27 protein-coding genes and 1 tRNA gene are annotated in these 26763 nt (G+C 58.4%); 15 read left to right on the top strand and 13 right to left on the bottom strand.

What is annotated here, in order from left to right; all coding sequences use genetic code 11:
• The first annotated feature begins 247 nt into the window (after positions 1–247).
• Entirely contained in the window at positions 248–493 is a 246-nt protein-coding gene (locus tag AC2FI8_RS15755) for an EF-hand domain-containing protein (RefSeq protein ID WP_108859061.1), read from the top strand.
• Positions 494–547: 54 nt separating this feature from the next.
• Here the strand turns inward: AC2FI8_RS15755 and AC2FI8_RS15750 are convergent, their stop codons facing one another.
• Positions 548–2092: a trimethylamine methyltransferase family protein gene (locus tag AC2FI8_RS15750; RefSeq protein ID WP_496780058.1), complete on the bottom strand. Its 1545-nt coding sequence runs from the start codon at positions 2090–2092 to the stop codon at positions 548–550.
• A 417-nt stretch (positions 2093–2509) separates the two neighbouring features.
• Between AC2FI8_RS15750 and AC2FI8_RS15745 the strand changes: the two genes are divergently transcribed.
• Positions 2510–3028 (top strand): outer membrane protein, encoded by a 519-nt coding sequence (locus AC2FI8_RS15745; RefSeq protein WP_496780056.1) that lies wholly within the window; start codon positions 2510–2512, stop codon positions 3026–3028.
• A gap of 6 nt (positions 3029–3034) precedes the next feature.
• On the opposite strand, the gene AC2FI8_RS15740 is transcribed toward AC2FI8_RS15745, so the two are convergent.
• Together AC2FI8_RS15740 and AC2FI8_RS15735 are read right to left on the bottom strand one after the other, a co-directional pair.
• Positions 3035–4222: a pyridoxal phosphate-dependent aminotransferase gene (locus AC2FI8_RS15740; RefSeq protein ID WP_496780052.1), complete on the bottom strand. Its 1188-nt coding sequence runs from the start codon at positions 4220–4222 to the stop codon at positions 3035–3037.
• Between the two features lie 58 nt (positions 4223–4280).
• A complete protein-coding gene (locus AC2FI8_RS15735) occupies positions 4281–4625 on the bottom strand; it encodes an MmcQ/YjbR family DNA-binding protein (RefSeq protein WP_496780050.1) in 345 nt (114 codons plus the stop codon).
• A gap of 216 nt (positions 4626–4841) precedes the next feature.
• On the opposite strand from AC2FI8_RS15735, the gene cysS reads away from it, so the two are divergent.
• Genes cysS through AC2FI8_RS15720 form a run of 3 tightly spaced genes read left to right on the top strand, consistent with a single transcriptional unit; the run spans position 4842 to position 8652 of the window.
• The gene (gene cysS / locus AC2FI8_RS15730) at positions 4842–6239 is read left to right on the top strand and encodes a cysteine--tRNA ligase (RefSeq protein WP_496780048.1); all 1398 of its coding nucleotides are present in this window, start codon (positions 4842–4844) and stop codon (positions 6237–6239) included.
• A complete protein-coding gene (cimA, locus tag AC2FI8_RS15725) occupies positions 6239–7873 on the top strand; it encodes a citramalate synthase (protein ID WP_496780046.1) in 1635 nt (544 codons plus the stop codon). The genes cysS and cimA overlap by 1 nt, the downstream gene beginning before the upstream one ends.
• Positions 7870–8652 carry a squalene/phytoene synthase family protein gene (locus tag AC2FI8_RS15720; protein ID WP_496780044.1) on the top strand — a complete coding sequence of 261 codons (783 nt, stop codon included), beginning with the start codon at positions 7870–7872 and terminating at the stop codon, positions 8650–8652. Before cimA ends, AC2FI8_RS15720 begins: the two co-directional genes overlap by 4 nt.
• Here the strand turns inward: AC2FI8_RS15720 and AC2FI8_RS15715 are convergent, their stop codons facing one another.
• Positions 8653–9243 carry a YceI family protein gene (locus AC2FI8_RS15715; RefSeq protein WP_496727145.1) on the bottom strand — a complete coding sequence of 197 codons (591 nt, stop codon included), beginning with the start codon at positions 9241–9243 and terminating at the stop codon, positions 8653–8655. It lies immediately after the preceding gene.
• Between the two features lie 91 nt (positions 9244–9334).
• Between AC2FI8_RS15715 and AC2FI8_RS15710 the strand changes: the two genes are divergently transcribed.
• Positions 9335–9751: a MarR family winged helix-turn-helix transcriptional regulator gene (locus AC2FI8_RS15710; RefSeq protein ID WP_496733349.1), complete on the top strand. Its 417-nt coding sequence runs from the start codon at positions 9335–9337 to the stop codon at positions 9749–9751.
• On the opposite strand, the gene AC2FI8_RS15705 is transcribed toward AC2FI8_RS15710, so the two are convergent.
• The gene (locus AC2FI8_RS15705) at positions 9748–10965 is read right to left on the bottom strand and encodes an MFS transporter (RefSeq protein WP_496780101.1); all 1218 of its coding nucleotides are present in this window, start codon (positions 10963–10965) and stop codon (positions 9748–9750) included. The two genes, AC2FI8_RS15710 and AC2FI8_RS15705, sit on opposite strands and share 4 nt — an antisense overlap.
• Positions 10966–11062: 97 nt before the next feature.
• On the opposite strand from AC2FI8_RS15705, the gene AC2FI8_RS15700 reads away from it, so the two are divergent.
• From AC2FI8_RS15700 to AC2FI8_RS15685, 4 genes are read left to right on the top strand one after another with little or no spacing between them, the layout of a single operon-like run.
• Positions 11063–11695 carry a DNA-3-methyladenine glycosylase family protein gene (locus AC2FI8_RS15700; RefSeq protein WP_496780039.1) on the top strand — a complete coding sequence of 211 codons (633 nt, stop codon included), beginning with the start codon at positions 11063–11065 and terminating at the stop codon, positions 11693–11695.
• Complete coding sequence (locus AC2FI8_RS15695) at positions 11692–12357, top strand: alpha/beta hydrolase (protein ID WP_058271726.1); 666 nt, start codon at positions 11692–11694, stop codon at positions 12355–12357. The genes AC2FI8_RS15700 and AC2FI8_RS15695 overlap by 4 nt, the downstream gene beginning before the upstream one ends.
• A gap of 2 nt (positions 12358–12359) precedes the next feature.
• A complete protein-coding gene (locus tag AC2FI8_RS15690) occupies positions 12360–12863 on the top strand; it encodes a GNAT family N-acetyltransferase (RefSeq protein WP_496727141.1) in 504 nt (167 codons plus the stop codon).
• Entirely contained in the window at positions 12857–13159 is a 303-nt protein-coding gene (locus AC2FI8_RS15685) for a putative quinol monooxygenase (protein ID WP_496727140.1), read from the top strand. The genes AC2FI8_RS15690 and AC2FI8_RS15685 overlap by 7 nt, the downstream gene beginning before the upstream one ends.
• Positions 13160–13163: 4 nt before the next feature.
• On the opposite strand, the gene AC2FI8_RS15680 is transcribed toward AC2FI8_RS15685, so the two are convergent.
• Together AC2FI8_RS15680 and AC2FI8_RS15675 are read right to left on the bottom strand one after the other, a co-directional pair.
• On the bottom strand, positions 13164–13589 hold the full coding sequence (locus AC2FI8_RS15680; protein WP_496727139.1) for a VOC family protein: 426 nt from the start codon (positions 13587–13589) through the stop codon (positions 13164–13166).
• 31 nt (positions 13590–13620) lie between these two features.
• Positions 13621–14226, bottom strand: coding sequence for an rRNA large subunit pseudouridine synthase E (locus tag AC2FI8_RS15675; RefSeq protein WP_496727183.1), 606 nt, complete (start codon positions 14224–14226; stop codon positions 13621–13623).
• Positions 14227–14439: 213 nt separating this feature from the next.
• Between AC2FI8_RS15675 and AC2FI8_RS15670 the strand changes: the two genes are divergently transcribed.
• Positions 14440–15024, top strand: a complete 585-nt coding sequence (locus tag AC2FI8_RS15670) for an HNH endonuclease (protein ID WP_058278012.1) — start codon at positions 14440–14442, stop codon at positions 15022–15024.
• A gap of 6 nt (positions 15025–15030) precedes the next feature.
• On the opposite strand, the gene AC2FI8_RS15665 is transcribed toward AC2FI8_RS15670, so the two are convergent.
• Positions 15031–15495 carry a disulfide bond formation protein B gene (locus tag AC2FI8_RS15665; protein WP_058278011.1) on the bottom strand — a complete coding sequence of 155 codons (465 nt, stop codon included), beginning with the start codon at positions 15493–15495 and terminating at the stop codon, positions 15031–15033.
• On the bottom strand, positions 15492–16070 hold the full coding sequence (locus AC2FI8_RS15660) for a YqaA family protein (RefSeq protein WP_058278010.1): 579 nt from the start codon (positions 16068–16070) through the stop codon (positions 15492–15494). Before AC2FI8_RS15660 ends, AC2FI8_RS15665 begins: the two co-directional genes overlap by 4 nt.
• Before the next feature lie 146 nt (positions 16071–16216).
• On the opposite strand from AC2FI8_RS15660, the gene AC2FI8_RS15655 reads away from it, so the two are divergent.
• A tRNA-Leu gene (locus AC2FI8_RS15655) sits at positions 16217–16302 on the top strand.
• 337 nt (positions 16303–16639) lie between these two features.
• Here AC2FI8_RS15655 and AC2FI8_RS15650 read toward each other — a convergent pair.
• Positions 16640–18133, bottom strand: coding sequence for a BCCT family transporter (locus AC2FI8_RS15650; RefSeq protein ID WP_496780037.1), 1494 nt, complete (start codon positions 18131–18133; stop codon positions 16640–16642).
• Between the two features lie 389 nt (positions 18134–18522).
• On the opposite strand from AC2FI8_RS15650, the gene AC2FI8_RS15645 reads away from it, so the two are divergent.
• From AC2FI8_RS15645 to AC2FI8_RS15635, 3 genes are all read left to right on the top strand, one after another.
• Positions 18523–19491, top strand: a complete 969-nt coding sequence (locus AC2FI8_RS15645; RefSeq protein ID WP_058271718.1) for a TAXI family TRAP transporter solute-binding subunit — start codon at positions 18523–18525, stop codon at positions 19489–19491.
• Positions 19492–19593: 102 nt separating this feature from the next.
• Positions 19594–22203 carry a TRAP transporter permease gene (locus AC2FI8_RS15640; protein ID WP_496780035.1) on the top strand — a complete coding sequence of 870 codons (2610 nt, stop codon included), beginning with the start codon at positions 19594–19596 and terminating at the stop codon, positions 22201–22203.
• Complete coding sequence (locus AC2FI8_RS15635; protein WP_496780033.1) at positions 22200–22631, top strand: universal stress protein; 432 nt, start codon at positions 22200–22202, stop codon at positions 22629–22631. Before AC2FI8_RS15640 ends, AC2FI8_RS15635 begins: the two co-directional genes overlap by 4 nt.
• 14 nt (positions 22632–22645) lie before the next feature.
• Here the strand turns inward: AC2FI8_RS15635 and AC2FI8_RS15630 are convergent, their stop codons facing one another.
• From AC2FI8_RS15630 to AC2FI8_RS15620, 3 genes are read right to left on the bottom strand one after another with little or no spacing between them, the layout of a single operon-like run.
• Complete coding sequence (locus tag AC2FI8_RS15630; protein WP_496780031.1) at positions 22646–23686, bottom strand: lipocalin-like domain-containing protein; 1041 nt, start codon at positions 23684–23686, stop codon at positions 22646–22648.
• On the bottom strand, positions 23676–26090 hold the full coding sequence (locus AC2FI8_RS15625; protein WP_496780029.1) for an FtsX-like permease family protein: 2415 nt from the start codon (positions 26088–26090) through the stop codon (positions 23676–23678). Before AC2FI8_RS15625 ends, AC2FI8_RS15630 begins: the two co-directional genes overlap by 11 nt.
• Entirely contained in the window at positions 26087–26734 is a 648-nt protein-coding gene (locus AC2FI8_RS15620; protein ID WP_496780027.1) for an ABC transporter ATP-binding protein, read from the bottom strand. Before AC2FI8_RS15620 ends, AC2FI8_RS15625 begins: the two co-directional genes overlap by 4 nt.
• Between the last annotated feature and the right edge of the window lie 29 nt (positions 26735–26763).

The following is a 26763-nucleotide window of genomic DNA, read 5'->3' as shown; positions in this document are numbered from 1 at the left end:
CCCCCGAGTCGGTGATTTAGGCAGGGCCTTGCCGGAACGGCACAGGCGCATCGGGCAAGAACCGCCGAAACGTGGATTGTACATTTCGCCCAGCGGTTGATTGCAGACGCGACTCGGACAAACACGCGGAGAATGGCGCGAAACAGGACGTGTTGCCGGGTTGGGGTGACGACGTTCTTCGATTTGGTGTCTGTGGTGCCTGTCCGGACGAAAACACACACACAAATACCACTTAGGAGGCATCACAATGAAACCGCAAAACTTGGCAATCATTTCCGCATTCGTATTGGGCCTGCCGGCGATGGCTGCTGCGCAGTCCTCGGCGGACACCAATGGCGATGGAGTTCTGACCATAGAAGAAGTTCAGGCCGTTCTGCCCGAGGTTGACGCCGATGGTTTCTCGGCGATGGACGCCAACGGCGACGGGTCGCTGGACGCAGATGAAATTGCCATCGCGCAGGAAGCAGGGTTGCTACCGCCCAGCAACGGTTAATCCCGCGAAGGCATCGGCGGCCCGCACCCCCACGGGCCGCCATATTTCAATGGGTTACGCGGGCAAGTAAATGTTGAATCTACCGCGCAGTTCGGCGTCCAAAAGCGGATCGAATCTGGCCGGAGACGGCGTCGAGAGGATCTCTTCCTTCCGCTTCACCGCCTTTTCGATCAAATCGGGTTTGCCAATTTCAACCCATTCCTTCGGAGACGACCGGTCGCCAAAAGTCGGGTAGACATAGTCCGCCTGCATGCGGCTCAGCGTTGCATCGGTTCCCAGATAATGACCGGGTCCGCCGATACAGACTTCGGCCATCTGATCCAGTGCCAGCGTTTCGTCCGTCACTTCGATGCCGCGAACACAGCGTTGCGCTTGCCCGATTAAATCATCGCTGAGGATCAGGCTTTCATGGCAGAATCCCAGCAGCGAGGCATGCATGCCTGCGGACTCATACACCATGTTCAAACCTGAAAGCCCGGCCATGACGTTCGAGCACATCTGCTCCCACCCGGCTTGCATGTCGGGCAGTTTCGCATCCGATGCACCGGCGGCCGCGCCGCCCGGCAAGTCGTAGAAGTGGTGCATTTGGGCGCAGCCCGCTGTCAGGAGTGCTTGTTCGCCAGACCCGATGGACATCGCACCTGTGCGCAGATCAAGGCCAAAGGGCCAAGTGCCAAAAATCGCAGAAGCGCCGGGACTTACGGCGTTTACATAAACCAACCCAGCCAGGCATTCGGCGGTGGCTTGCGCGATTGCACCGGCGATTGTCGAAGGCGCTGTGGCTCCGGCCATTCCTGCCGACAGCAGCAAAACGGGCATGCCCGCCTTGATGCATTCTTCCAACACCTCGCAGCTTTCGGTCGCGAACTTCATCGGCGGAACAACAAAGCAGTTCGAGTTCGACATAAAGGGCCGTTCTCGCCACTTATCCTCGCCACCAGCGATCATGTGCAGCATCTCAATCGCAGGGGCCACATGGCTGGGTTCGGTGAAGGACGTGCCGATATGTTTGAACGTTCCTGACGTGGTGGCGTAGACCGTGTTCAAATCCATCTCGAGGTTGTCGGCGATGTCGCGGCACACCATCGGGCGCTGAACAAAGTGAATGTTTTCAAGTTGTTCACAGATTCGGGACGCGTCGTGCAGGTCTTGAAGTGTCGAATCCCGGTATTCCTGCCCGTGAACATCAACCATGCTGACAGCCGCGCCGGCAGTACCAAAGTGGACGCGGTTGCCCGACAGTTCCAGATCGGAGTTGCCATCTCTTGAATGCAATGTGACCGAGCGATTGGCCTTGGCGATTGTGTCTTCGACCAAGGCGCGGGGGAAGCGGATACGCCCGTCGTCACCCAAGATACAGCCAGCGCCGACAAGATAGTCGATCCCGCTCTGTGGGGCGTCCGCCAGACCAATGGTTTCCAGCGCGGTCAGCGCGGCTTGGTGGATACGCTCGATCTGCGCCGGGGTTAGCACCTTCAGCATGCCGCCCTCCATGCCGGGGCGGATCGGGCGCAGATGTTCGGGCAGCGCTGTGGCACGGGCCGCACGGCGCGCGGCACGACCGCCGCTGCGCGATGAATTTCGGGTTTGTTCGTTCATAATTTTAGGTCCGGTCGAGAAAGTACGTTCAGGGTGAGTGTACTCAGACCACAACTGGCCGCCCACGCGCGGCACGCCCGCGATCCGCACCAATGGTACGGCTGATCAGGCGAATCTTCCAAACGTCACTTTGCATACGGGTCCTCATTTGGTGATGTGAACTCTCTCAATATGAAGGCGCACAATCTGTCCTGTTTGCGACCTGAGGGGCCAAAAACGAAGCGTTGTGCCCTGTCGGCATCACGTTCTTGCCGCAGGGTAAAGTTTTTTCCCGAATGTGGGAAATTCTGTTAAGCTTCTATCACTTATTTAAGAGTGGTCCGTGATCTCAATGGATTTTTAACGATTGCAGACCAAGTTTTATGTGATGAAGCCCATCGTTTGGTGGGCGCGCTGCAAGGAATTTTGGAGAGGTTGATGAAAGCCCTGATGGCCCTCATGACCACTTGCCTGACAATCGGCACTGCACCGGTGTATGCAGAGGATTGGACGGGGGCGTATGCGGGCTTCAGCTTTGGTTATGCGGATGTTGATGGCCCAAATAATTCTGGCGGAAACGACACGACTTTTGGCCCGCTTGTTGGTTATGACCATGACTTCGGTAATTTCGTTCTTGGCGGTGAGCTGGAATACAATCGACTTTCTCTGGATCTGGGGCAGGGTGAAGGCAGCGTGGACAGTCTGACCCGCCTTAAGTTGCGCGGTGGTTATGATTTCGGACCGGCCCTGGGCTATGTCGTCGTGGGCGCGGCCCGGTTGGATGCGTCACCGGAAAATGACACCGCTGCAGTGTACGGCATCGGAATTGCCTATCCCATCGGCGACAGTTTCGTCATCAGTGGTGAGGCCTTGCGACAGAATTTTAACGACGTCACCCGAAGCCAGGGCGATATTGACGCCAACGTGTTCAACCTGCGTACAACCTTCCGGTTTTAAGGCCGTCTATTCCGCCGCGTGACTTTCCGCCAGGGCGGCGGCGAAATCGCAAATCGTTTTGAGTGCTGCAGCAAAGCGGTCGTCGTCAATTGTCATAGCAACGCGCACGTGACCTGCCGCCGCTTTGCCAAAACTTTCACCCGGCATGACAGCAATTGCGTGAGTGTCCAGCAGCGCGTTGGCAAAGTCCTCGCCGCTCATCCCCGTGGCGCGGATATCCAACATCAGGTACATCGCACCCTGCGCGGGCACCAGGCCGACGATGTTTTGTTGAGCCAGAATGTCGACCGCCAATGCGCGACGGCGCCGGAACGGGGCCGCTATTTCCTCTTCAAGGTCATGACCCGCGCTCAAGGCAAAACTGGCGGCGTCCTGAATGAACCCGGGCACGCCGTAAGTTGTGTGCGTTGCCAGATTGATGAGATGGGCGATCACCTCCTCGGGGCCGACCACCCAACCGCATCGGGACCCGGTCATCGCGTGTGACTTGGACATCGAACCAACGACCAATGTACGCTCGGCCATTCCGGGCAGCGTACGTGGCGAGATATGCTCACCCTCCCAGACCTGCGTGTCATAGACCTCATCCGAGATCAGCCACAGGTCGCGGTCACGGCAAACACCTGCGATACCGTTCAGCGTCTCGCGCGAATACACGACGCCAGTGGGGTTGTTCGGGCTGTTGATCAATAGCGAAACCGCACCATCTGCCGCCGCATCGATCTGCTGCGCGCGCGGCTGGAATGCATCCTCGGCGGTGGTCTGGATGGCCAGTGCTGTCGCACCGGCACCCCGGATCGTGCCGGGGTATGTCGCGTAATAGGGATCGAGATACAGACCGACATCACCGGGATCGCACACCGCCACGTGGGCAGCAAAAAGGGCAGATTGGCCGCCCGGGGTGATCAACACGTTGTTTCGGCTTGTCTTCTGACCAGTGCGGCCCTGAATGCGCGCGGCAACGGTATCGCGCAGCAAATCAGACCCGGGCACCACAGCGTAGCCGGTGTTTCCCTGACGTGCCGATAGATCCATGGCATCCAGAATGGTCGGGTGCGTGCGAATGTCATGCTCACCAATGGTGAGTTCAGTAATGACGTGCCCTTCGCTGGTCATCCGACGCGCACGATAAAATACATCCCACCCATCACTGCCACCTCCGGTCAGATGAGTGATACGCTGCGACAGTTTCATGGCACGCTCCGATCTTGTCTTCAGCGCAGAATGGGCCAGAGGCATCGGAAAATGTCAATCAGCTTCGTGGGGGCAAAGTGGACTGCACTTTTTTCGTCAGGGAAGACCGAACCAGATCGTAGGATGTGGCCAGCCGATGACGCATCTCATCCTCGTCACAGTCAAACGGCAGGCGGATCCAGCTGCGATGAAAATAAGGGGCCTTTGTGCCAATTCCGGCGTCTATCAACATCTGGGCTGTCTCGATATCCGGCGTTTTGACGGACACGCCGTCATTGGCAGTGCCGATACAGGCAAACATTTTACCACCGACCTTCCATGCGTCATGGCCACCGCCCCAGGGGTCGGAAAGGTCAGCGCCTGGAAACGTGCGGCAAATTGAATTGACGAATTCACGGCTCATGGTCGAAAGGGTGCGCCACCTTGAGATTGAACTCAAGTCTTGGCTGAACGCTTTGTCCATGTTAGGGGAAGGACATGAACCGTATGACCTGCATCATTATCTGCTGCATTACCTGCTGATTTATCAAGCGGGCCGGTTTCTTTCGTTTTCATCCCTGAGACAAGTTGCTAAGCCCGCGCCAACGCGACACGCTTTGCCGTTCTTAGGAGCCGACCGATGACGACGATCAAACTGCACAACACACGGACACGGACGAAAGAGGATTTCGTTCCGATCGATCCTGAAAACGTGCGGATGTATGTCTGTGGTCCGACGGTCTATGACCGCGCCCATCTGGGCAATGCGCGACCCGTAGTGGTTTTCGATGTGCTCTATAGGTTGCTGCGCCATGTCTACGGCGCGGATCACGTGACCTATGTACGCAATTTCACCGACGTGGATGACAAGATCAACGCGACCGCGCTGGCGCGTCAGAAAGCAGGCGCTGAGGGCACGCTGGAGCAGTTGGTGCAGGAACGGTCGGATGAAACCATCGGCTGGTATCTACATGACATGGGCGCGTTGGGCGCGCTTGAGCCCGACGAGATGCCGCGTGCGACTCAGTACATCGCGCAAATGGTTGCGATGATTGAGGATTTGATCGCGAAGGGGCACGCCTACGCAGCCGAAGGGCACGTTCTGTTCGCGGTTGACAGCTGGAAGGAACACTACGGCGCTTTGTCTGGTCGGTCGGTGGATGACATGATCGCCGGTGCCCGGGTTGAGGTTGCGCCATACAAGCGGAACCCGATGGATTTCGTGCTGTGGAAGCCCTCGACCGATGAGTTGCCGGGGTGGGACAGCCCTTGGGGCCGTGGTCGTCCGGGCTGGCACATCGAATGCTCGGCCATGAGCTATGAGCTTTTGGGTGAGAGCTTTGATATTCACGGTGGCGGAAACGACCTGATGTTCCCGCATCATGAAAATGAGATCGCGCAGAGCAAATGCGCCCATCCGCACGGTGAGTTCGCGCGATACTGGCTGCACAATGAGATGTTGCAGGTCGAAGGCAAGAAGATGTCCAAATCGCTGGGCAACTTCTTCACCGTGCACGACTTGTTGGAGCAGGGCGTACCGGGCGAGGTGATCCGCTTTGTGTTCCTGCAGACGCATTATCGCAAGCCGATGGATTGGACCGAGAAGAAGGCCCGCGAGGCTGAAGCGACGTTGCGCAAGTGGCGGGCGCTGACAGCGGGCATCGAGCCCGCTGCCAGCGCTGCGCCCGCTGTGGTCGCTGCACTCAGCGATGACCTGAACACTGCGGGCGCGCTCACAGAGTTGCACCGTTTGGCTGCAGATGATGATGCGGCGGGATTGTTGGCGAGCGCACAGGTGCTGGGCCTATTGTTGTCAGAAATGGGAGCATGGGCTGACACAGCGTCGGTGGACCTGTCGTCTCACGCAGATCGGTTGGCCGATGCCCGCGCGAGTGCAATGCAGAACAAGGACTTCTCGGAGGTTGACCGTCTGAAAGCGGCCTATGTTGCAGCAGGGCTGGAAGTACGCATGAGTAAGGATGGGGTCGAACTGGTTCCGGGCACCGGGTTCGATGCGGCCAAGCTGGAGGGCGTATGATGACTAAAGAACGCCTCTACCTCTACGACACTACTCTGCGCGACGGGCAGCAGACACAGGGTGTGCAGTTCTCGACCGCTGAGAAGGCGCAGATCGCGCAGGCTCTGGACGAGTTGGGCGTGGACTATATCGAGGGCGGCTGGCCGGGGGCGAACCCGACGGACAGCGCGTTTTTTGATGCGGCTCCCAAAACGTCAGCCTGCTTGACGGCCTTTGGGATGACCAAACGGTCGGGCCGGTCGGCTGAGAATGACGATGTTTTGGCGGCGGTGATGAACGCGGGTACGCGGGCTGTCTGTCTGGTGGGTAAGTCGCACGATTACCACGTGACCCATGCGCTTGGCATCTCATTGGATGAGAATGTCGAGAACGTACGCGCCTCGATTGCACATATCGTAGCGCAGGGGCGCGAGGCGCTGTTTGATGCCGAGCATTTCTTTGACGGCTACAAGGACAATCCGGCCTATGCGCTTGAGGTCTGTCGGGCCGCGATGGATGCCGGTGCGCGCTGGGTTGTTTTGTGTGACACCAATGGGGGCGCTTTGCCCGCAGAAGTGTCGCAGATCGTGTCCGAGATGGTCGCGGCGGGCCTGCCGGGGGACCGGCTGGGTATCCATACCCACAACGATACGGAAAACGCGGTGGCCTGTTCTTTGGCGGCTGTCGATGCGGGCGCGCGGCAGGTTCAGGGAACCTTGAACGGATTGGGAGAGCGTTGCGGAAATGCGAACCTGACCTCATTGATCCCGACGCTGCTGCTGAAGGAACCTTATGCATCGAACTTTGACATCGGCGTCAGTGTCGAAGCGCTGGCGGGTCTGACCCGCGTCAGCCGCATGCTGGACGAGATCCTGAATCGGGTGCCCAGCAAGCAATCGGCCTATGTCGGGGCGTCCGCATTTGCGCACAAGGCAGGGCTGCATGCCAGCGCGATCCTCAAGGACCCGACGACCTATGAACATGTGGATCCGGCGTCGGTTGGGAACACACGGATCATTCCGATGTCGAACCAGGCGGGGCAGTCGAACCTGCGCCAGCGCTTGATCGAGGCCGGTTTGTCGGTCGAACCCGGTGACCCGTCCCTGGGCCGTATCCTCGAACGGATCAAGTTGCGTGAGGCGGAAGGTTATTCCTACGACACCGCGCAGGCCAGCTTTGAGCTGCTGGCGCGGGATGAACTGGGTCAACTGCCTCAATTCTTTGAGGTAAAGCGGTACAAGGTCACCGTTGAACGGCGCAAGAACAAGTACAACAAGATGGTCAGTTTGTCTGAGGCCGTTGTTGTGGTGAAGGTCGATGGTGAAAAGAAACTGTCGGTCAGCGAGTCTCTGGATGGGTCCGGCGGTGACCGGGGTCCGGTGAACGCGCTGGCCAAGGCGCTGGCCAAGGATCTGGGGCAGTATTCGCGGATATTGGATGATATGCACTTGGTCGACTTCAAGGTACGTATCACGCAGGGCGGCACCGAGGCCGTGACCCGCGTCATCATCGATAGTGAAGACGGGCAGGGGCGCCGGTGGTCCACCGTCGGCGTCAGCGCGAACATAGTCGACGCCTCGTTCGAGGCATTGCTGGATGCGATCCAATGGAAACTCGTGCGCGATTGCGGCCCACAGTCGGCAGTCGCCGAGTGAGTGCGCCTTTTGACGATGACGTCAAGGCCTGTGCCGCGCTGTTGCATCGGGCCGATCCCGACCGGTTCATGGCGGCCATGGCGGCACCAGTGTCCGCCAGGGCGGTGTTGTTTCCGATCTATGCGTTAAATATCGAGGTCGCCCGGGCACCCTGGGTGACGCAAGAACCGATGATTGCCGAGATGCGCCTGCAATGGTGGCGCGATGCTTTACAAGAGATTGCCGAAGGTCCAACCGTGCGTCGGCATGAGATCGTTACGCCGCTGTCGCGTGTCTTGTCCCCTCATCTTGCGTCGATGATGGATGAATATGTGGCCGTAAGGCGTTGGGATATCTATCGCGACCCGTTCGAGGACGAAGATCATTTCGACGCGTACATAAACCACAGCGCGGGCACGGTCACGGTGGTAGCGGCACAAGCGCTGGGGTCGGCGGATGAGGATGTCGTGCGGGACTTTGGCTATGCCGTTGGGGTCGCCAACTGGTTGCGCGCCATCCCGGACCTTGAAGCGCGCGGGCGAATTCCGCTGCTGGATGGCACGCCTGCGGGTGTTCAGCGTCTGGCCGAAAAAGCGTACGGGCGGTTGAAACGGGCACGTACTCAACGATACTCGGTTTCGGCAAAAGCTGCTGCCGCGTTGCATGCCGGTTGGCAAACTGAATTGGTTCTAAAGCAGGTCATTGCGCGCCCGGACAGGGTCGCTTCTGGAACCCTTGGGCCGGGTGAAATCCGCCGCCGCCTGTCGCTGATGGTCCAGGCGGCAACGGGGCGCTGGTAGTTACTCCCAGCCGCCGGCGCGCATTTCGGCCGAGATTTTCAGCTGCACCAAGTCTGACGTTCCCGGGGCAAACATCCCGACGCCGTATTCGCTGCGTAAAAGCTGGCCAGCAGCTTCGACGCCAACCCAGTCACCTTTGTAATAATCGAAAAATCCGGCCAGGGGATGTTCGCCCATGAAGGTCAGGTCGATCTCAAGCGTTGCGGGCTTGGTCTGATCCTTGATTGTCAAATCACCGATCATTTGCAGGGTGCTTGCACCGGTTTGCACCGCCGAGGTCGAGACGAATTTGATGTTTGGGTAAGCTTCGACATCGAAGAAGTCACCGCTTTTGAGGTGATCGTTGAGCGGCCCCCAACCGGTTTCGACACTTGAGGCGTCGATTGTGATATCCGCGCTGGTTGCGGTGACATTTTCAGGGTCAAACTCGACCGTGCCGGATACGGCGGTCCATTCGCCGGATTGTTCGGTCAGTCCCGCGTGGTTGTAGTAGAACCGGATTTCGGTGTGACTTTGATCAAAGTGATAGGTTTCGGCAAGGACTGGTGTGGCCAGTGCCAAGACGAGGGCAGATGCGGTAAACAGCTTCATGACATTTCTCTGATTTGCAGGGTTGATAATTAACATGTAAATGCATCTAAATTGATGAGCAAAGGAAAACCACAATCCTCGCGGAGGCGTGATGAGCGGATTTGAAGAACGAGAGGCGGCCTGGATCGCTCTGAACCAGACACGCACCCGGATCTTTTCCCGGGCTGAGCGCGCGCTGGTGGCAGCGGGATATCCACGGCTGCACTGGTATGACGTGTTGTGGGAGTTGGAACGAGCACCAGACGGCCTGCGACCTAAACAGCTGGAGCAACAGCTGCTGTTTGATCAGTCCAGCTTTTCCCGTCAGGTCGCACGGATGGCGGAGGACGGATTGTTGACGCGCCATGCTGCAGCGGGGGACGGACGGGGAAAAATCCTGCGCATTACCGAAAAAGGCCGTACCCTGAGACGGCAGATGTGGGATATCTACCGCATGCACATTGATGAGGGGATCGCCGAGGCACAGAGATTAGGTGCCTTTGCACCGATACTGAACATTAACGATTAGGCCGTTCGGGGCCGCATCGTCAGCCACAAAAGCGCGCCGCCCGCCAAAGTCAGAAGGGGGATCATCGCGACGTTCACCGCGGTCCAACCTTCAATCGGAGAGCCGCCAGAACAGTTCATCAGCCCACCGGAAGCCAGTGAGGCAAACGTGACGCCACCAAACACCAGCAAGTCGTTCAACCCCTGCATGCGTCCGCGCTCGCTGACTTCATGAGATTCAGCCAACATGGTGGTTGCGCCGATAAAACCAAAGTTCCAGCCGATGCCCAGCAGGATCAGCGCGACAAAGAAATTACCCAGCTCAACGCCCTGTAAAGCAACCACTCCGGCCGCGGCAAGAATGAGTAGGCCCAGTGCCACGATCCGTTCGACCCCAAAACGTGCGATCAACTGTCCGGTGAAAAAGCTGGGAATGTACATCGCCAACACGTGGCTGGTGACGACATCCGCCGCGTCATTGGCGCTGAACCCGCAGCCCACGACGGCCAGCGGTGTCGACGTCATCACAAGGTTCATCAGCGCGTAGGACACCATGGCGCAGATGATTGCAACCGCAATACGCGGCGTTTTCAGAAGCTCGATCCGGGACCGACCTTTGGGGGCATCAGCGGCAGGTTTGGGCGGGGTCGGGATGTCGAGAAAAAAGAACAGGGCCGAGCCAATGACGTTCACTGCGATGACAGCGATATACGTACCGAGAAAAGGGATGACATACGCGGTCGAGGTCAGTTTGACGATCTGAGGCCCGATGATTGCCGCTGCCAGACCGCCCGCCATGACATAGGAAATCGCTTTGGGACGGAATGCGTCTGATGCGGTGTCAGCAGCAGCAAAGCGGTAGAAACCGTGCGCGCTCATGTAAATGCCGGTCAGCAGGCTGCCAGCAAGAAACACAGGGAATGACCCCAGAAACAGGCCATAAGCGCCGACAAGCCCGCCGCAAGCGCCTGCCGTTGCCCCCACCAGAAATCCAGCCCGGCGACCCCAGCGTTGCATGATGGCCGAGATCGGCGTGGCCGCCAGCATTGAGCCAAGGACGATCAAAGATATGGGCAGAGTCGCCAGGCAGGGATTGGTTGCCAATGATTGGCCGGCCAGCCCACCGACGATAAAGATCATCGGCATCTGTGCGCCAAGCAGGGCCTGCGCGGCCACCAGAACGGCGACATTGCGTTTGGCCTGACTGTTGTCCGGGGTTGTGGCGGTCATGGTCATGAGCACATGCGTAATGTCGAAAACGATTGTGCACAAGCGGGTTGCATCTGCGGCAAAGCGGCCTAACGTGCAGTCGATCATCGAGGCCGGAGAGCACATGTCCGTTGGACGGATCATAGAAACACCCGACTGCGTGGAAGAAGGCGCGACCTGGCTGGCCGAAAGCTGCCCGCGCATGGCCTATGCGATGGAACAGACCGGTCCGTTGCCCTTGCGCCGTCGCCCGGACGGGTTTGCGCAACTGCTTAGCGCCATAGTCAGCCAGCAAGTGAGTGTGGCCTCGGCCAATGCGATCTGGAACCGGTTGAAGGATGCGAAACTGACCGGCCCGCGCAAAATTATGTGGGCCACCGACGATGATCTGCGTGCAGTTGGGTTAAGCCGGCAAAAAACCCGCTACGCCCGCGCTTTGGCTGAGGCGCGCATTGACTACAAAGCCTTGCGGGACGTTTCAAACGATGACGTAGTGGCGATCCTGACCGAGGTGTCGGGTATTGGTGTCTGGACCGCCGAGATCTACGCCATGTTTTCGCTCGGTCGCGCTGACGTGATCGCGCCGGGCGATCTGGCGCTGCAAGAGGCTGCGCGCATCCTCTATGATTTGCCCGATCGGCCGACCGACAAACAGCTGCGCCAGATGGCCGAAGCCTGGTCGCCCTGGCGGTCGGTTGCGGCGCGGGTTTTGTGGGCCTATTACCGGGTGGCAAAAGAACGAGAAGGGATCAGATGACACGGGTTTTGAATGCGCTCCGAAAAGAGCCGGTTTCGGGCGATACACGCTCGGTCGTGGTGTTCGTGCACGGCTATGGCGCCAACGGGGCCGATTTGCTGGGGTTGGCCGATCCGCTGGGGGAACATCTCCCCGACACGTTGTTTGTGTCACCCGATGCACCGGAGCAGATCCCCGGAATGCCCAACGGATATCAGTGGTTTCCGATCCCGTGGATTGACGGGTCGTCCGAAGAAGAAGCACGCCGTGGCATGGAAATGGCCGCCGACGATTTCAACGCCTTCCTCGATGCGCTTATGGTGGATGAAGATGTGCTGCCCGAGCAGGTGGTCCTGTTTGGGTTCTCGCAAGGTACGATGATGAGCCTGTACGTCGCGCCGCGCCGCGAAGACCCGGTGGCTGGTATTGTTGCGTTCTCTGGCCGGTTGTTGGAACCGGACTTGCTGCCCGACGAAACCGTCAGTCGAATGCCGATCCTTTTGGTGCATGGTGATGCCGACGACGTGGTTCCACCGCAATCTCTGCCCGAAGCCGCCGAAGCACTGCAGGCTGCAGATTTCAAAGAAGTATATGCGCATGTCATGAAGGGCACCGGCCACGGGATTGCCCCCGACGGTCTTAGTGTCGCGCTTGCCTTCATGCGCGACAAGCTGAGCCTGTAGCCATGATCGCGGTTCGTCCCATGATGCCTGAGGACGTGGCAGTTGCCTGCCAAATTCTCAACGAAATCATTGCTATCGGCGGGACGACCGCGTTTGAAACACCGTTTTCCGAGGCGCTGTTTGCTCAAGTCTACCTGAATGGCGCAGACAAAATCTGTTGCCACGTTGCCCTGGATGAACAGGGTGAGGTGGCCGGATTTCAATGGTTAGGCACCAATGAGGACTTGCCAGAAGATTGCGCGGATATCGCAACCTTCACCCGGCGAGAGCCGGTGTTGAAAGGGGCAGGGCGGGCGTTGTTCTCGGAAACCACGACCTATGCCGCAGCCGTTGGGTTCCGTGCGCTCAACGCGACCATCCGCGCCGACAACCGGCAGGGGCTTAGCTATTACGACAAGATGGGTTTCCGCGACTACTCGGTCACATATGCTGTTTCTCTGCAAGACGGAACGCCGGTCGACAGGGTTTCGAAACGGTTTGAATTGAAGAAGGATACGACATGCTGATTGTCACCGGAACGGTTGAAGTCTCGACAGATGGCGTCGGCAAAGCCATTGAGGCGGCACAGAAAATGGTCGCCGAGACTGTGAAAGAGCCCGGCTGCCTGATCTATGAATTCAGCCAGATACTCGGGCAATCTAACAAGTTCCGTGTTTATGAAGAATGGCAGGATCAGGCCGCGCTCGAGGCGCATTTTGCAGCCCCGCATATGGCCGAGTTTCAGGCTGTTCTGGGCGAAGTGGGCGTTGTTTCGAGCGACATCTACCGGATTGTCGGGGGAGAAAAGCAACCGCTGCGCTAAGTGATCAGTTCCACAGGTGACCTTCAGCGAATTCCACCGAGTTTCCGGCGGGGTCCCGAACATACAGCGATCGTGCCCCGCTTGGCCAATCGAACTCGGCGTCTATGGGGATGTTCCACTCCAGCAGATGCTTGCGCATTTCGTCTATCTCTGTCCGCGATAAAGTCATGCAGACGTGACCGGGACCGCGTGCGCCATGCGGCGGGACGGGAAGCTTCGGATTCTCCGGCGGCTTTGCCGTCTCATCTGCGTTGAACAGCAACAACACCGATCCGCCGACGCGGAAAAATACATGTCGGTTCGCGACGCGTTGGATACATTCTAACGCCAGTATTTCACCATAGAATCGTTCGGCCGCGTCCAGATCGCCAACATAAAGCGCGGCCTCAAGGATACCCTCTGGGGATGGTGTGCTTCGGGTGACTTTCATGCCTTAAGTCTATTACAAAAGGACGTTTTTGTCACCTGCGCGGTCGGCGGTCCCGTTTACGTTGCGGCGCGGAATCTAATGTAGGGGCTGTCAAGCTGTCCCATTGGCCGGGCGCCAACCCCTCTAGCGTCCAGTCCCCGATCCGGGCGCGGATCAGGCGCAGGGTGGGATGACCGACCGCTGCCGTCATACGTCGAACCTGCCGGTTGCGGCCTTCGCGCAAGGTCAGCTCAATCCAGCTGTCCGGTATAGTCTGGCGGACGCGGATAGGTGGGTTTCGTGGCCACAGGCCTTCGGGCTCATCCATCAACCGGGCCTTGGCCGGGCGCGTTTTACCGTCCTTCAGATCGACCCCGTCGCGCAGCGCTTTCAGCGCAGTAGCATCGGGCAGACCTTCGACCTGAACCCAATAGGTCTTGGGCATCTTGTGCTTTGGGTCCGATATTTGCGCCTGCAGCCGACCGTTGTCGGTCAGCAGCATCAGGCCCTCGCTGTCGCGATCCAGACGTCCAGCCGGATACACACCGGGCAGGTCGATAAAATCCGACAAAGTGCTGCGCGGCGAGTCGGCGTTTGCACGGTCGGTAAACTGCGGCAAAACATCGAAGGGTTTGTTGAATCGTATGAACCAGCTCATGATCTCGCCATAGCCCGCCGGGCACAGCGAATGCAACCTGTGGATAACTGTCATGCCTCTGTTACGGATTCGGCATACCCAATACCCGAGATGTTGTGGAAACTCAGGGCTTGTCAGAGTTTTAACACGATATATAGTTAAGTTAAGGCCGGGGCGGGTGTTCCCCGCTCTGGTGTCAATAACGGGCAGAGCAGAGCGAGGAGCGATTCCGATATGGACGGAGAATTCAGGACCGAATTTGTCAGGGAACCGGGTGCCCTAAAGCACCATCCGGCATTGGTTTTGAACGCCGATTATCGCCCCTTGTCCTATTACCCCTTATCCCTGTGGCCCTGGCAAGAAGCGATCAAGGCGGCCTGGCTGGACAGGGTGGACATTGTGGCCGAATACGACGAGGTCGTCCGAAGCCCAAGTACCGAGATCCGAATACCGTCGGTCGTTGTCCTGAAAGACTATGTAAAACCCAGAAAGCGCGTGGCCTTCACGCGCTTTAATTTATTTTTAAGGGACGAGTTCCGCTGCCAGTATTGTGGAAGCCGGGACAACCTGACCTTTGACCATGTTGTTCCGCGGGCTGCCGGGGGTGTGACCAGTTGGCAGAACGTTGTGGCGGCGTGCAGCCCCTGCAACCTGAGGAAGGGATCGAAGTCGCTGCGGCAGGCGGGCATGTCGCTGCGCAAACCGCCGCGTCAGCCAGATGCCGAGGCACTGCGAAACATCGGACGCAAGTTCCCCCCGAACCACCTGCATGACAGTTGGATCGACTTTCTGTATTGGGATGCCGAACTGGACGCGTAGTAACGCTTATTTCGCACGGAACGCGGCCAGCCAGACCAAAACTAGGCCAGCAGATAGCAGAGCGTTCCACCCGGCCATCGACAGGCCGAACATCTCCCACGGGATATCATCACAGCGCACAAGTGGCGCGGACATGATCTGATCCATCAATTCTTCAGCGGACAACCCGCCAATATCACCCGACGTGCAGCTGGTTGGACCTTCCCACCATTTCTGCTCGACACCTGCGTGGTACATGCCAATCCCGGCAGTCACCATCGCAGCAACTGCACCCAAAAGGGGCAGGGGGCGGATGCCCGGAAAGGCAAAGGCCAACACGCCAATCAGAACGGCCGCGCCGTGGGGATAGCGTTGCCAGATGCACATTTTGCACGGGGCCATGCCGCCCAGGTGTTGAAACGCCCACGCGCCCAGCAAGAGTGCAGCGGAACCGCCAGCCGCTATCAGGATCAACAGTTTTTTGCGTGTCATAAGAACTTCACCGCTAAGAACCCACCGAACAGCAGGATGACAAACAGAGTGAACATAAGCCCCAGACGCTTTTCGATGAAGTTGCGAATGGGTTCACCAAAGCCCCAAAGCAGCCCGGCAACAACAAAGAACCTGAGCGCGCGGGCCAGAATCGACGTGGCGATGAATGTGCCCAGCGGCATGCCCGTCCAACCGGACATGATGGTGATTACCTTATACGGGAATGGGGTAATCCCTGCGCCCAGCACGGCCCAGAATCCGAAATCGTTGAACTTGGTGTTGAACTCTTCCATCGCATGCGCCTTGCCCATGGATTCGAGGATGGGTTGGCCGATGCTTTCATAGAAGAACGCGCCAATAGCATATCCCAGCATGCCCCCCAGCACCGACGCCACCAGGGCAACTGTCGCGATCAGCCATGCACGCGACGGGCGCGCAAGAATCATGGGAATCATCAGAACGTCCGGGGGAATCGGAAAGAACGAGCTTTCGACAAATGCCACAATGGCCAGAGCCCAAAGCGCGTGCGGGTGTTCGGCCAGACGAATGGTCCAGTCATAGAGCGATCGCAACATCAGATGTTAAAACCCCGTTCCTTTGTTGCGTCAGCCAAACCATGCGCCTGATGGGCCGTCAACCGTGCCCAGAGAAAACAAACTGAATATCGGTTGTTTTTTGCCTCTGGACCTTCCCGAATATGAGCGCTAATCCAGTGTTCGTGGCCCAAGTGGCGGAATGGTAGACGCAGGGGATTCAAAATCCCCCGTCCTAACGGACGTGCCGGTTCGAGTCCGGCCTTGGGTACCAAGGTAAAAACAGAGGGTAAGGGGAACCTGCTCTCTGTTTTTTCTTTTTTGGCGTTTCAAATGCTCATGTTGCCACTTTTGACCAGGGTATCGAAAACGTTGGGTTTGTGACGGTCCTTGGGAAGCTTGACGAAAATCTGAGTGCCGCGGTGCGCGCGGGCAGTTTCTTAGAGCGAGTTTTCCGGCAAACTCAGGAAAAAGCGAACAGACTAGGGTTGTTCGGGGCGAATCTGTTCCCAGTTTCTGCGCTCACTTACTGCGTCGCAGGATCAGCCACGCCAGAAACCCGATATAGGCGAAAACGCTTAGGTTCAGTGCGGTGTCGATCAATTGGCCACTCATGATCGATCCTCTTGCGCCAGACGTTTGAAGAGGCAGACAACAAGAACGGGCACGATAAACACGAAAGCGATGGCTGACAGCGCTATGATGGACCGAACCAGAGAGATATCGCCCACCAGAATCATCGCCATCCCTAACGCGCCAAGGATAATGCCCCAAATCGTACGAATTCGGGGAGAGGGGTTGTCGTCGCCTCCGGTCCCTATCATCGCAAGGGTGAACCCGGCGCTGACGACGCTGGTGACCACGAACAGGAACGCGGCCAGGATTGTTGCTATTCTTGTGATGCCGTCCAGCGGGAAGCGCTCAAGCAACGCAAATGTTGTTGCGTCGAGGTTCTCTGCGTTGACGGCTGATAAGGCTCCGTCCTGACGCAAAGCATCGAAAAAACCCAAGCCGCCAAAAACGCCGAACCACAGGATAGAGAAAAGTGTAGGGGTGACGACGACTCCGATCAGAAACTCTCGGATCGTGCGTCCGCGGGAAATCCGGGCGATGAAAATGCCCACGAAGGGTGACCAAGCCAGCCACCAGATCATATAGTTCAGCGTCCAGCCGTGGAACCAGTCGACCAACTGGTCGTCGAAGAATTCCGCGGTCGAGAACCCTGCAGGCAGGACACCGAACAGGTACCGTCCGAACCCGGAAACAATGCCGTCCATCAGATAAGAGGTTGGGCCGAGCACCAGAAGATAGACCATCATCCCGACGGCGATCAGCATTGCCGCGTTGGACAGCAGGGCCATTCCGTCGCCCAGATCGCGACGCAACGGTATGATGAACGCAATACACAGCGCGGCAAAAACGGGCAGGGTCAGCACGCCTGAGGTTTCTATACCCAACAGGCCTGCCAGTCCGGTTTGGATCTGAAATACCCCCATCGCCATCGAGCCCGCCAAACCGACGGCAATTGCGACGATCGAGAGTAGATCGAAAATCCACCCCAGCGCTTTTGTCCATCCTGCTTCGCCAAGTGCGTCGGTGACTGGGGCACTCAGCAACAAAGTGCGATTTCGGCGATAGGCAAAATAGGCGATGACCAATCCGACGATTCCGTAAATCGCCCAGGCGTGGAACCCCCAGTTCAAGTAGGTCACGAACATCGCATAACTGGCCGCTTCTGCGTCGCTATTATATTGACGCAGCACTTCGTAGTGGGTCAGCGGCTCGGCTGCGCCATAGAACAGTAGACCGACACCCATTCCTGCGGCGAATAACATCGCGATCCATGCGGTCGTTGAAAACTCTGGTTCGGCTGTGTCAGCGCCAAGGCGGATATCTCCAAATCGTGACAGGGCCAGAAAGAGGACCACAAACAAAAGCCCGCTGACCTCAAGCATGATGAACCAGCCGCGGCTGTTGAATTGCGTCTCAACCGCCGATGCAGCAATGCGACCCAGGCCTTGCGGGTCAGCAATGCCCCAGGTTGCGATGGCCGCACTAAGGGCTAGGGCGATCACAAGCATCGGACTGGGTGATTTGCCGTCCACTGTCCAGAACCCTTCCGCGTAAATTCATGAAACATCGGGTCGTTTGGCCAAGCCTAGGTTGCGGAATCCAAACTTTCAAAGTGTTTTTGGATATTTAGCTGGCGCAGTTTCTCATGATCCGGCCCAGTGATGCCGATCTGTGCGAAACCGCCCCGTTAAAGGGGGAAACTTTCGGAAATCTCCTCACATCTGCGGATCGGGGCCTTCATACCCCGCGCAGGGGTTGACAAGCGGAGTGTCTGAATGAAACGTCAAAGGCGTTGGGAGACTTTTAAATTTCAGATGCTTGACCCGTTGCAAGACGGGTTCGCTTGCCGTACCGGCAAGGTCCCTGGATGGGGGCCGCTGAACTGTCTCTCATCCACAATAAGAGTTGGGAGTTCTCAAAAATGAAAAATAGCAGCAAGCTTAGCCTGGGCGCGGTCGTTACCGCAGCTCTTATGGCTCCGGCCGCTTATGCAGAAGAGTTTATCACCATTGGTACCGGCGGTGTGACCGGCGTGTACTATCCGACTGGTGGCGCGATCTGCCGTCTGGTGAACAAAGGCCGCAAAGAGCACGGCGTGCGTTGCTCGGTCGAGTCGACCGGTGGTTCGGTCTACAACATCAACACCATTCGCGAAGGTGAACTGGAGTTTGGTGTTGCCCAGTCCGACTGGCAGTACCACGCCTATAACGGCAGCTCGAAATTCGAAGAGGCTGGCCCCTTCGAAAACCTGCGCGCCGTCTTCTCGGTACACCCCGAACCGTTCACCGTTGTCGCACGTGCCGATTCCGGCATCACCAACTTCGAAGACCTGAAGGGCAAGCGCGTCAACATCGGCAACCCCGGTTCCGGTCAGCGTGGCACGATGGAAGTCCTGCTGGGCGAAATGGGTTGGACCACCGACGATTTCGAACTTGCGACCGAGCTGAAAGCGGCTGAACAGTCGGCGGCTCTGTGTGACAACCAGATCGACGCGATGGTTTACACCGTTGGTCACCCGTCGGGTTCGATCCAGGAAGCCACCACAGCCTGTGACTCGGTTCTGGTGAACGTCAGCGGCGACGCCGTCAGCAAGCTGGTAGACGACAACTCGTTCTACCGTACTGCGACAATCCCTGGTGGCATGTACCGTGGTTCGGATGGCGACACCTCGACCTTTGGTGTGGGCGCGACGTTCGTGACCTCGGCAGACGTGTCGGATGACGCGGTTTATGCGGTTGTCAGCTCGGTCTTCGAGAACTTCGACGACTTCAAAAAGCTGCACCCTGCATTTGCCAACCTCAAGCCCGAAGAGATGATTGCAGATGGCCTTTCGGCTCCGCTGCATCCGGGTGCCGAGAAATACTACAAAGAAAAAGGCTGGGTTCAGTAAGCCAGACCTAAAGCAGGGTGCCCAACGGGCGCCCTGCAACCAAAACCCGAACAAATCGGGTGGTTCAGAAGGCCAAAAATGGCCGCGACGGGGAGACATTTCATGAGTTCCGACACACAATCCAATCGTCCGCTATCCGAAGAAGAGCTACAGGATCTTGTGGCCTCATCCGATGCGGGTGGACGTAATCCGGTCGGTAATGTCGGGATATTCCTGGCCGTTGTGGCCGCGATCTGGTCGATCTTTCAGGTCGTCCTGGCCTCGCCACTTGCGAACTATGTGCTGCCCGGCAGCGTTGTGAACAACGCGCGGCAGTTTCACCTGGCCTTTGCGTTGTTTCTGGCCTTTGCAGCCTATCCGGCGCTGAAATCAAGCCCGCGCAACTATATCCCGGTTCAGGATTGGATCATGGGGCTGCTGGGCGCGTTTGTCGCGCTGTATGGCTATTTCTTTTACAACAAGATCGTCGATGCAGGCGGTCTTGCGGATGACACCGACAAATGGGTCGCCCTTGTTGGTCTGCTGTTGTTGTTCGAGGCCGCGCGTCGCGCGCTTGGCCCCGCGATGGCGATCATTGCGACGATTTTTCTGGTTTATGTCTTCTTCGGTTCATCCGACTGGGTGCCCGAAGTTATCCGCTGGAAAGGCGCAAGCCTGAAAAAGGCGATGAGCCACATGTGGATCACCTCTGAGGGCGTGTTCGGTATTGCCTTAGGTGTCTCCACCAAATTCGTCTTCCTGTTCGTGCTGTTTGGGGCCTTGCTGGATAAGGCTGGGGCAGGGAACTACTTTATCAAGATGGCATTCGGCGCCCTTGGCCACCTGCGTGGTGGTCCGGCCAAAGCAGCTGTTGTCGGTTCGGCCGCGACCGGCCTGATCTCGGGTTCGTCCATCGCCAACGTTGTGACCACCGGTACATTCACCATCCCGCTGATGAAGCGCGTCGGGTTCAGCAGTGAACAGGCCGGATCGGTCGAGGTTGCCTCCTCCGTGAACGGACAGATCATGCCACCCGTGATGGGGGCTGCGGCCTTCCTGATGGTGGAATATGTCGGCATTTCTTATGTCGAGGTGATCACCCACGCCTTCCTGCCTGCCGCGATTTCCTACATCGCGCTGGTCTACATCGTGCACCTTGAGGCCGTGAAGCGGAACATGCCCACGCTGGGCGACCGCGACGTAAAGCTGGCGCGCACGGTTGTCGGGATGCTGTCCTTCTTCCTGGTCTTTGCTGGGCTGTGCTACGGTTCTCAGTTCCCGGTCGAAGCGGTGACAAACTGGGTGCCGTCATCGGCTGGGCTGGTCCTCAGCCTGATTGTCTGTGCCATCTACGTGGCTCTGCTGTATCTGGCCGCTCAGGTGCCGGATCTTGAGCCGGATGATCCAAACGCAAAAGAAGTGACCTTGCCGGTCATAGCTGATATCTACAAGGCCGGACTACATTACCTGTTGCCGATCATCGTGCTGGTTTACTTCCTGATGATCGAGCAGAAGTCACCGGGTCTGTCCGCCTTCTGGGCCACGACGCTGTTGTTCGTGATCCTGCTGACGCAAAAGCCGCTCAAGGCGATATTCCGCGGGCAAAGCAACGTCTACAACACGTTCATTGATGGCGTCGCTGACCTTTGGCAGGGCATGATCGACGGCGCGCGGAACATGATTGGTATCGCGCTGGCAACGGCAACAGCCGGCGTTATCGTGGGCACAGTGACCCTGACGGGTGTCGGACAAGTGATGGCTGACCTGGTTGAGTTTCTGTCAGGCGGCAACCTGATCCTGATGCTGATCATGGTCGGCCTGCTGAGCCTGATCCTGGGCATGGGCCTGCCGACCACCGCAAACTATATTGTGGTCAGTTCGCTGATGGCGGGTGTGGTTGTTGAGCTGGGTGCGCAAAGCGGTCTTATCGTTCCCTTGATCGCGGTGCACCTGTTCGTCTTTTACTTTGGGATCATGGCAGACGTGACCCCGCCGGTTGGATTGGCAAGCTTTGCGGCTGCCGCAGTATCCGGTGGTGACGCAATCAAAACCGGGTTCATCGCGTTCTTTTACAGCCTGCGCACCGTGGCCTTGCCGTTCGTGTTCATCTTCAACACCGACCTGCTATTGATCGATGTGACGTGGGTCGAGGGGATAACGGTGGCGATATTTGCGACAATCGCCATTCTCGTCTTCACAGCCGGCACAATGGGTTACTTCCTGACCCGCAGCCGCATCTATGAAAGCATCGCGCTGATCCTGGTGGCGTTCGCGCTGTTCAGGCCCGACTTCTTCATGAACCGCATCGCGCCGCCGTTTACCTCGGTTGAACCTTCGGCATTCGTAGAAACCATAGGCGAAACCCCTCCGGGGACCGAAGTGCGCATGGTCATCAGCGGGCCAGACTTTGACACGCTTGAGATGACGGACACGACGGTTGTTGTTCCCGTTGGCAGCGAAGAGGGAGGCCAAGCGCGCGTAGACGCGATGGGTCTGCTGCTGCTTGAAGAAGACGGACTGGTCAAATTGGAAGAGCCGCTGTTCGGGACACCTGTCGCGGATGACCTGGATATCTTCGACTATTACGGGGATGAGGCCGTCCGCCTGACCTCGGTCAGTTTGCCCGCCAGCCAGCCACCCAAACAGTTGATCTACATTCCGGCAATGCTATTGCTGGGCCTGATCGCTTTCCTTCAGCGCGGCCGTGCCGCCAGACAAGAGGTGACCGCATGACAAACGCTGTTCTCTGTGCCGTCGATATCAGCAACGGCGATCTTGATACGCATGTTCTGAAGAAAGCTGCGAAGCTGGCCGATCAGGATGGTGCGCAACTGGATGTGGTAACCGTTCTGCCGGATTTCGGGGAAAGCTGGGTGTCTGGCTTTTTCGAAAGTGATTTTCACGACAAGGCGCTGGAAGAGGCGCACACCAAACTGGCCGAGATGTGTGTGTCCACACTGGGTGCGGATCGGAATGAAAAGATCCGCCATGTGGTCGCGACGGGTACTGCCTATCAGGAAATCCTGAAAACTGCAGAAAGCGCCGGCAGCGATCTGATCGTGATCGGTGCGCACAAACCCGACTTGAAAGATTATCTGCTGGGCCCGAATGCTGCACGGGTCGTGCGCCATTCGGACGTCTCTGTCTACGTGGTGCGCTAAGAAGACCGGGCGGATCAGTACCCTGTCATCTCAAGATATCCCCGTCCGGAATGGCTGCCGCTGATCTGGACGGGACCTTCCCAATATTCAAACCGGGTGGCCATCCACGCGTCGGGTGTCAGCGCTGACACCTCGACGTCCAGATCCCGGTCAGGCAATGTGACGCGCCATCGGACAGGTATGTCGCGGCCAGCAACAGGCGCGGTCGTCAGCGGCTCAAACGCGACTGAACCATCGGGGATCGCGGTCGTCGTACCATCGGCGGCGATCCACGTGGCCGCGGTGAAATCACCTCGGTCGCCGCGCAACCGAAAAGCCATCATCTTGTCGCCATCGTCAAAGCTGAGCGAGAACCAGTCCCAGCCGCTTTGATCTGCGGCCAAAGGTTGTGATGACCATTCGCGGTCCTGCCACCCTTGTCCGGTGACGGCGACATCTCCACCCGGCAGGCGCAAGACGCCTTCGACTTCGTAAAACGGCTGGGAATAGTAATAGCTGGCTTGCCCGTCGCCGGATTTCACCGAATATCCGTTCTCGCCGTGAAAAACGAACGGCCCGTTGGCTTCGAGTTTTAGGTCATAGCCGAAGTCCGCACCGTTCGCAGACAGGCTGACCGCGTTTGGATCTGACCCGCGCATGTGCCATTCGTCGATCCACGCCTCGAATGGCGCTGCCGTAACCCCTGCCTGACCGATGCCGCCGCGCGACAGACGCTCCGCGAAATAGTGTTTGTCGGGCGTGGTCACCGCAGCATGGCCCATCCATATCTGCGGGCTTTGCCACCCTTCAGCCTCATACGGTTTCAGTGCCGATCGGAACAGGGTCCACTGGATACCATAATCGCGCTCATCTTCACCTTTTAGGTTTGCCGTCAGGTACCACCATTCAATCCGGTAGTCCGGGTGGGGGCCGTGATCCTGTGGGAATTGAAAAGTATAGCCCGGCTGGGGCAGGGCAAACCCTTCGGCAGAACCACCCAGGCCTGCGTATCCCTGCGCGCGGGCAATGCCCGGCAAGGCCAGCAGCAAGACGATCAGCCAGATCCTAACGTTCATTGGCAAACACCTTCAGTAGATCCGCAGGCGGCAGGCGCAGCAAACGGGCGGCAGGCAGGGCCGCGGCAACGGTTGCCGCAAGCAGGGTCAGACCCAACAGATAGACCCAGTCGACAGGGAACAGGTACATCGGCAGCCTCCAGCCAAACGCTTCGACGTTGATGACCGTCAGCAAGGTCCACGCCAAAGCCAACCCCAGCGGCAGAGCCAGCAAGGCGGTCAAGGCGGCCAGCAGCACGCTGCGCAAAAGCTCAAGCCGGGCCAGTTCTGCACGGGTCAGGCCAAGTGCCCAGATGGGCGCAATCTGGGGCAGGCGCTGGGTCCACAATGTCAGCAGACTGGTCAGAATGGCGAACCCTGCAACCCCCAGCGTCAGGATGTTCAAGGCAGAGGTCACAACGAATGTCTTTTCGAACACCTGCATGGATTGCGCCTTCATTGCGGCTTGCTGGACGACTGCTCGGCGGGGCAGGTCAAACTGCTCGCGCAAGGCCTGGGCCAGCTCTGTGGTCCTGTCAGGCGCGACACGAATGCCAAACCGGCGCGCCTCAGCGCCGGGCGCGATCTGATCAAGTTGGGCCATAGAAACGATGGCCTGACCGGTTGGGTTGCCATAGTCCGAATAGACACCTGCGATGGTCATCGTGTCGGCGGGTGTGATGGCCAAAGAGTCGCCAGGCCAAAGGTTTTCCCGGCGGGCAAGTTGTTCGTTGATCAGCACAGCGGTTCCGTCGTGGACCCGGTCCCAAACACGTTCCGAGGTGCTGATAAGCGGCCATTTCTCACGATAAGTCTGATCGTCGATGATACCATAGAGAAACAAGGGTCCCGACGAATGCGCCAGTTCAACGCTTCGGATCGGCAGGATGGCATCTACCTGCGGGTTCAGCCATTCCGCGATGTTCCGACCCTGCTGATCGGTGGTGGCCGTGACGTAGAGCTCGGATGTCAGGCGCTGATCCAGCCAGCCAGTAAAGGTCAGCCGAAAGCTGGAAACCATTGTGCCCACACCGATATTCGCGGCAAGCGCCAGCAACAAGGCCATCAGCGCCAAAGATAGGCCCGGCAATTGAGCGCGCATGTCCGACCAGACCCATTGGGCGATCGGCCCTTTCGCTGAACGCTGAAACAGGATCAGGACGCGCGACAAGGCATAGGGCAATACCAACGCGGACCCGACCAGCATCCCGGCGACCATGACGAAACCGGCCACCAACCCTCCGAACAACAACAGGGTCAGAATGCCACCGACAATAGCGGCGACACCGGCAAGGGCGACGACCCAGCTGCCCGAAGCCGCGCTGCGCCAGGCCTGTAAGCCTGCGCCGCTTAGAATCGGCATTCGCGACAGGCGATACAAGGCGTGTCCGCTGGCCAGAAAAGTGCCACCCAAGGCCATCGCCAACCCGGACAGTGCCCATTGTGGTTGCAATGATATCTGGCCGCTGACAGGTGCGCCGTAAAGTCCACGCAAACTTGCAGCCACATCCGGCAACAGCGCGCCTGCAAGGAAAAAGCCAAGCACCAAACCGAGTACTCCGCCGACAATCGCCAGCACGGAAAGCTCAGCCATGATCAGCCAAACCAGCCGCCGCATCGAAACGCCCAAAGCGCGCACGGTCCGGATCATGCCGCGCCGTTGGGCAAAGGCCAGGCCCACGGTTCCGTGCACGATGAACAGTCCCACCGCAAAGGACAGCAGGCCAAAGGCGGACAGGTTCAGGTGAAAACTGTCGGTCAGTTGTGCGGTATCCAGTTGTTCCTGTGCCGGGACCCGCTCCAGTTCGGGGGCAATAGTCGACAGCGGTGGAATTGAACCGGGCTGATCCGGTAAAATGATCAGGTGCGAAATCTCTCCCGGCTTCTTCAGTAACGACTCGGCCACACCAATGTCGGTCAGGATCAGATCGGGCGGTAAGGCATCGCTGATCAGGATCGGAGGCAAACCGGTCTGGCCGGCCAATAGCGGCTCCAAAACCGGGGTCGTCAGCAATCGCCCCGGCGCGGTCAACATATCGGCAGGGTCGGGTGGCGTGACGCTTTGTTCCATCTGCGTGACGGCGGGCAGGGCGGGATAGGCCACCATATCAACGCCAAGGACCCGTAATGTCTGACCCTGAACCCGCAATGGGCCTTCCAGTACCGCAGCAACCTGCCAGCCCGCGCGCCTCAGCTCGACGTAACGCGACAGGGGGATCGGGCCGGAGGGGTTGTGCAATTCGTCAAACCGACCTAGCGCCAGTTGATCTGCGGCCCGGTCATAGCTGGCACGAGCCTCGGCATTAATGGCCTGCACCGCAGACCAAAGACCGGTTGCAAGGGCCAGGCCGATCAGCAGGGTCGCCAGTTGCAGCCGGTGTGCCCGCCAATGAGATGCCAGCGCCTGAATGACGGTCAGCGTCATGCGATAAGCCCGCCAGACAGATGCACACGCCGATCCAAACGGGCCGCAATCTCGTGCGAATGGGTGACCAAAAGCAGCGCGGCTCCGGTATCTGCGACAAGAGCCAACATGAGGTCAAGAACGGTGGCGCTGGCGGTTTCGTCCAGGTTTCCCGTAGGTTCATCCGCCAGTAGCAATTTGGGCCGGGCGGCCATGGCACGACCGATGGCAACGCGCTGTTGTTGCCCGCCCGACAGGTTCTCGGGATATCGATCAAGCAGATCGGAAAGGCCCAGCCGCTGGGCCAGATGGGCGCACCAATCGGGGTCGTGGCACCCGGCCAACCGGGCATGAAACGACAGGTTTTGACCTGCTGTCAAAGATGGGATCAAGTTAAATTGCTGAAACACCAGCGACAAGGACGTGCGGCGCAGGGCGGCCCGGCCTGGATCATCCAGATGCGACAGGGCTACGCCGTCTAGTGTGATTTCCCCGCTGTCCACGGTGTCCAATGCAGCGGCAAGGTTCAGCAAGGTGCTTTTACCGCTGCCGCTTTCGCCAGTCAGGGCCAGTGTTTGGCCGCGATTCAGCGACAATGACACGTCGCGCAGGACCGGCCGACCACCGGGATAGGATTTCTGAACCTTGTCAAATTTCACAAGCATGTTCGCCCTCATTTTTACAAGGATTTGCA

Source organism: Ruegeria sp. CDSB029 (genome assembly GCF_059611125.1).
Note: the sequence above shows the minus strand (reverse complement) of the source record. Positions and strands in the feature narration are given on the sequence as shown.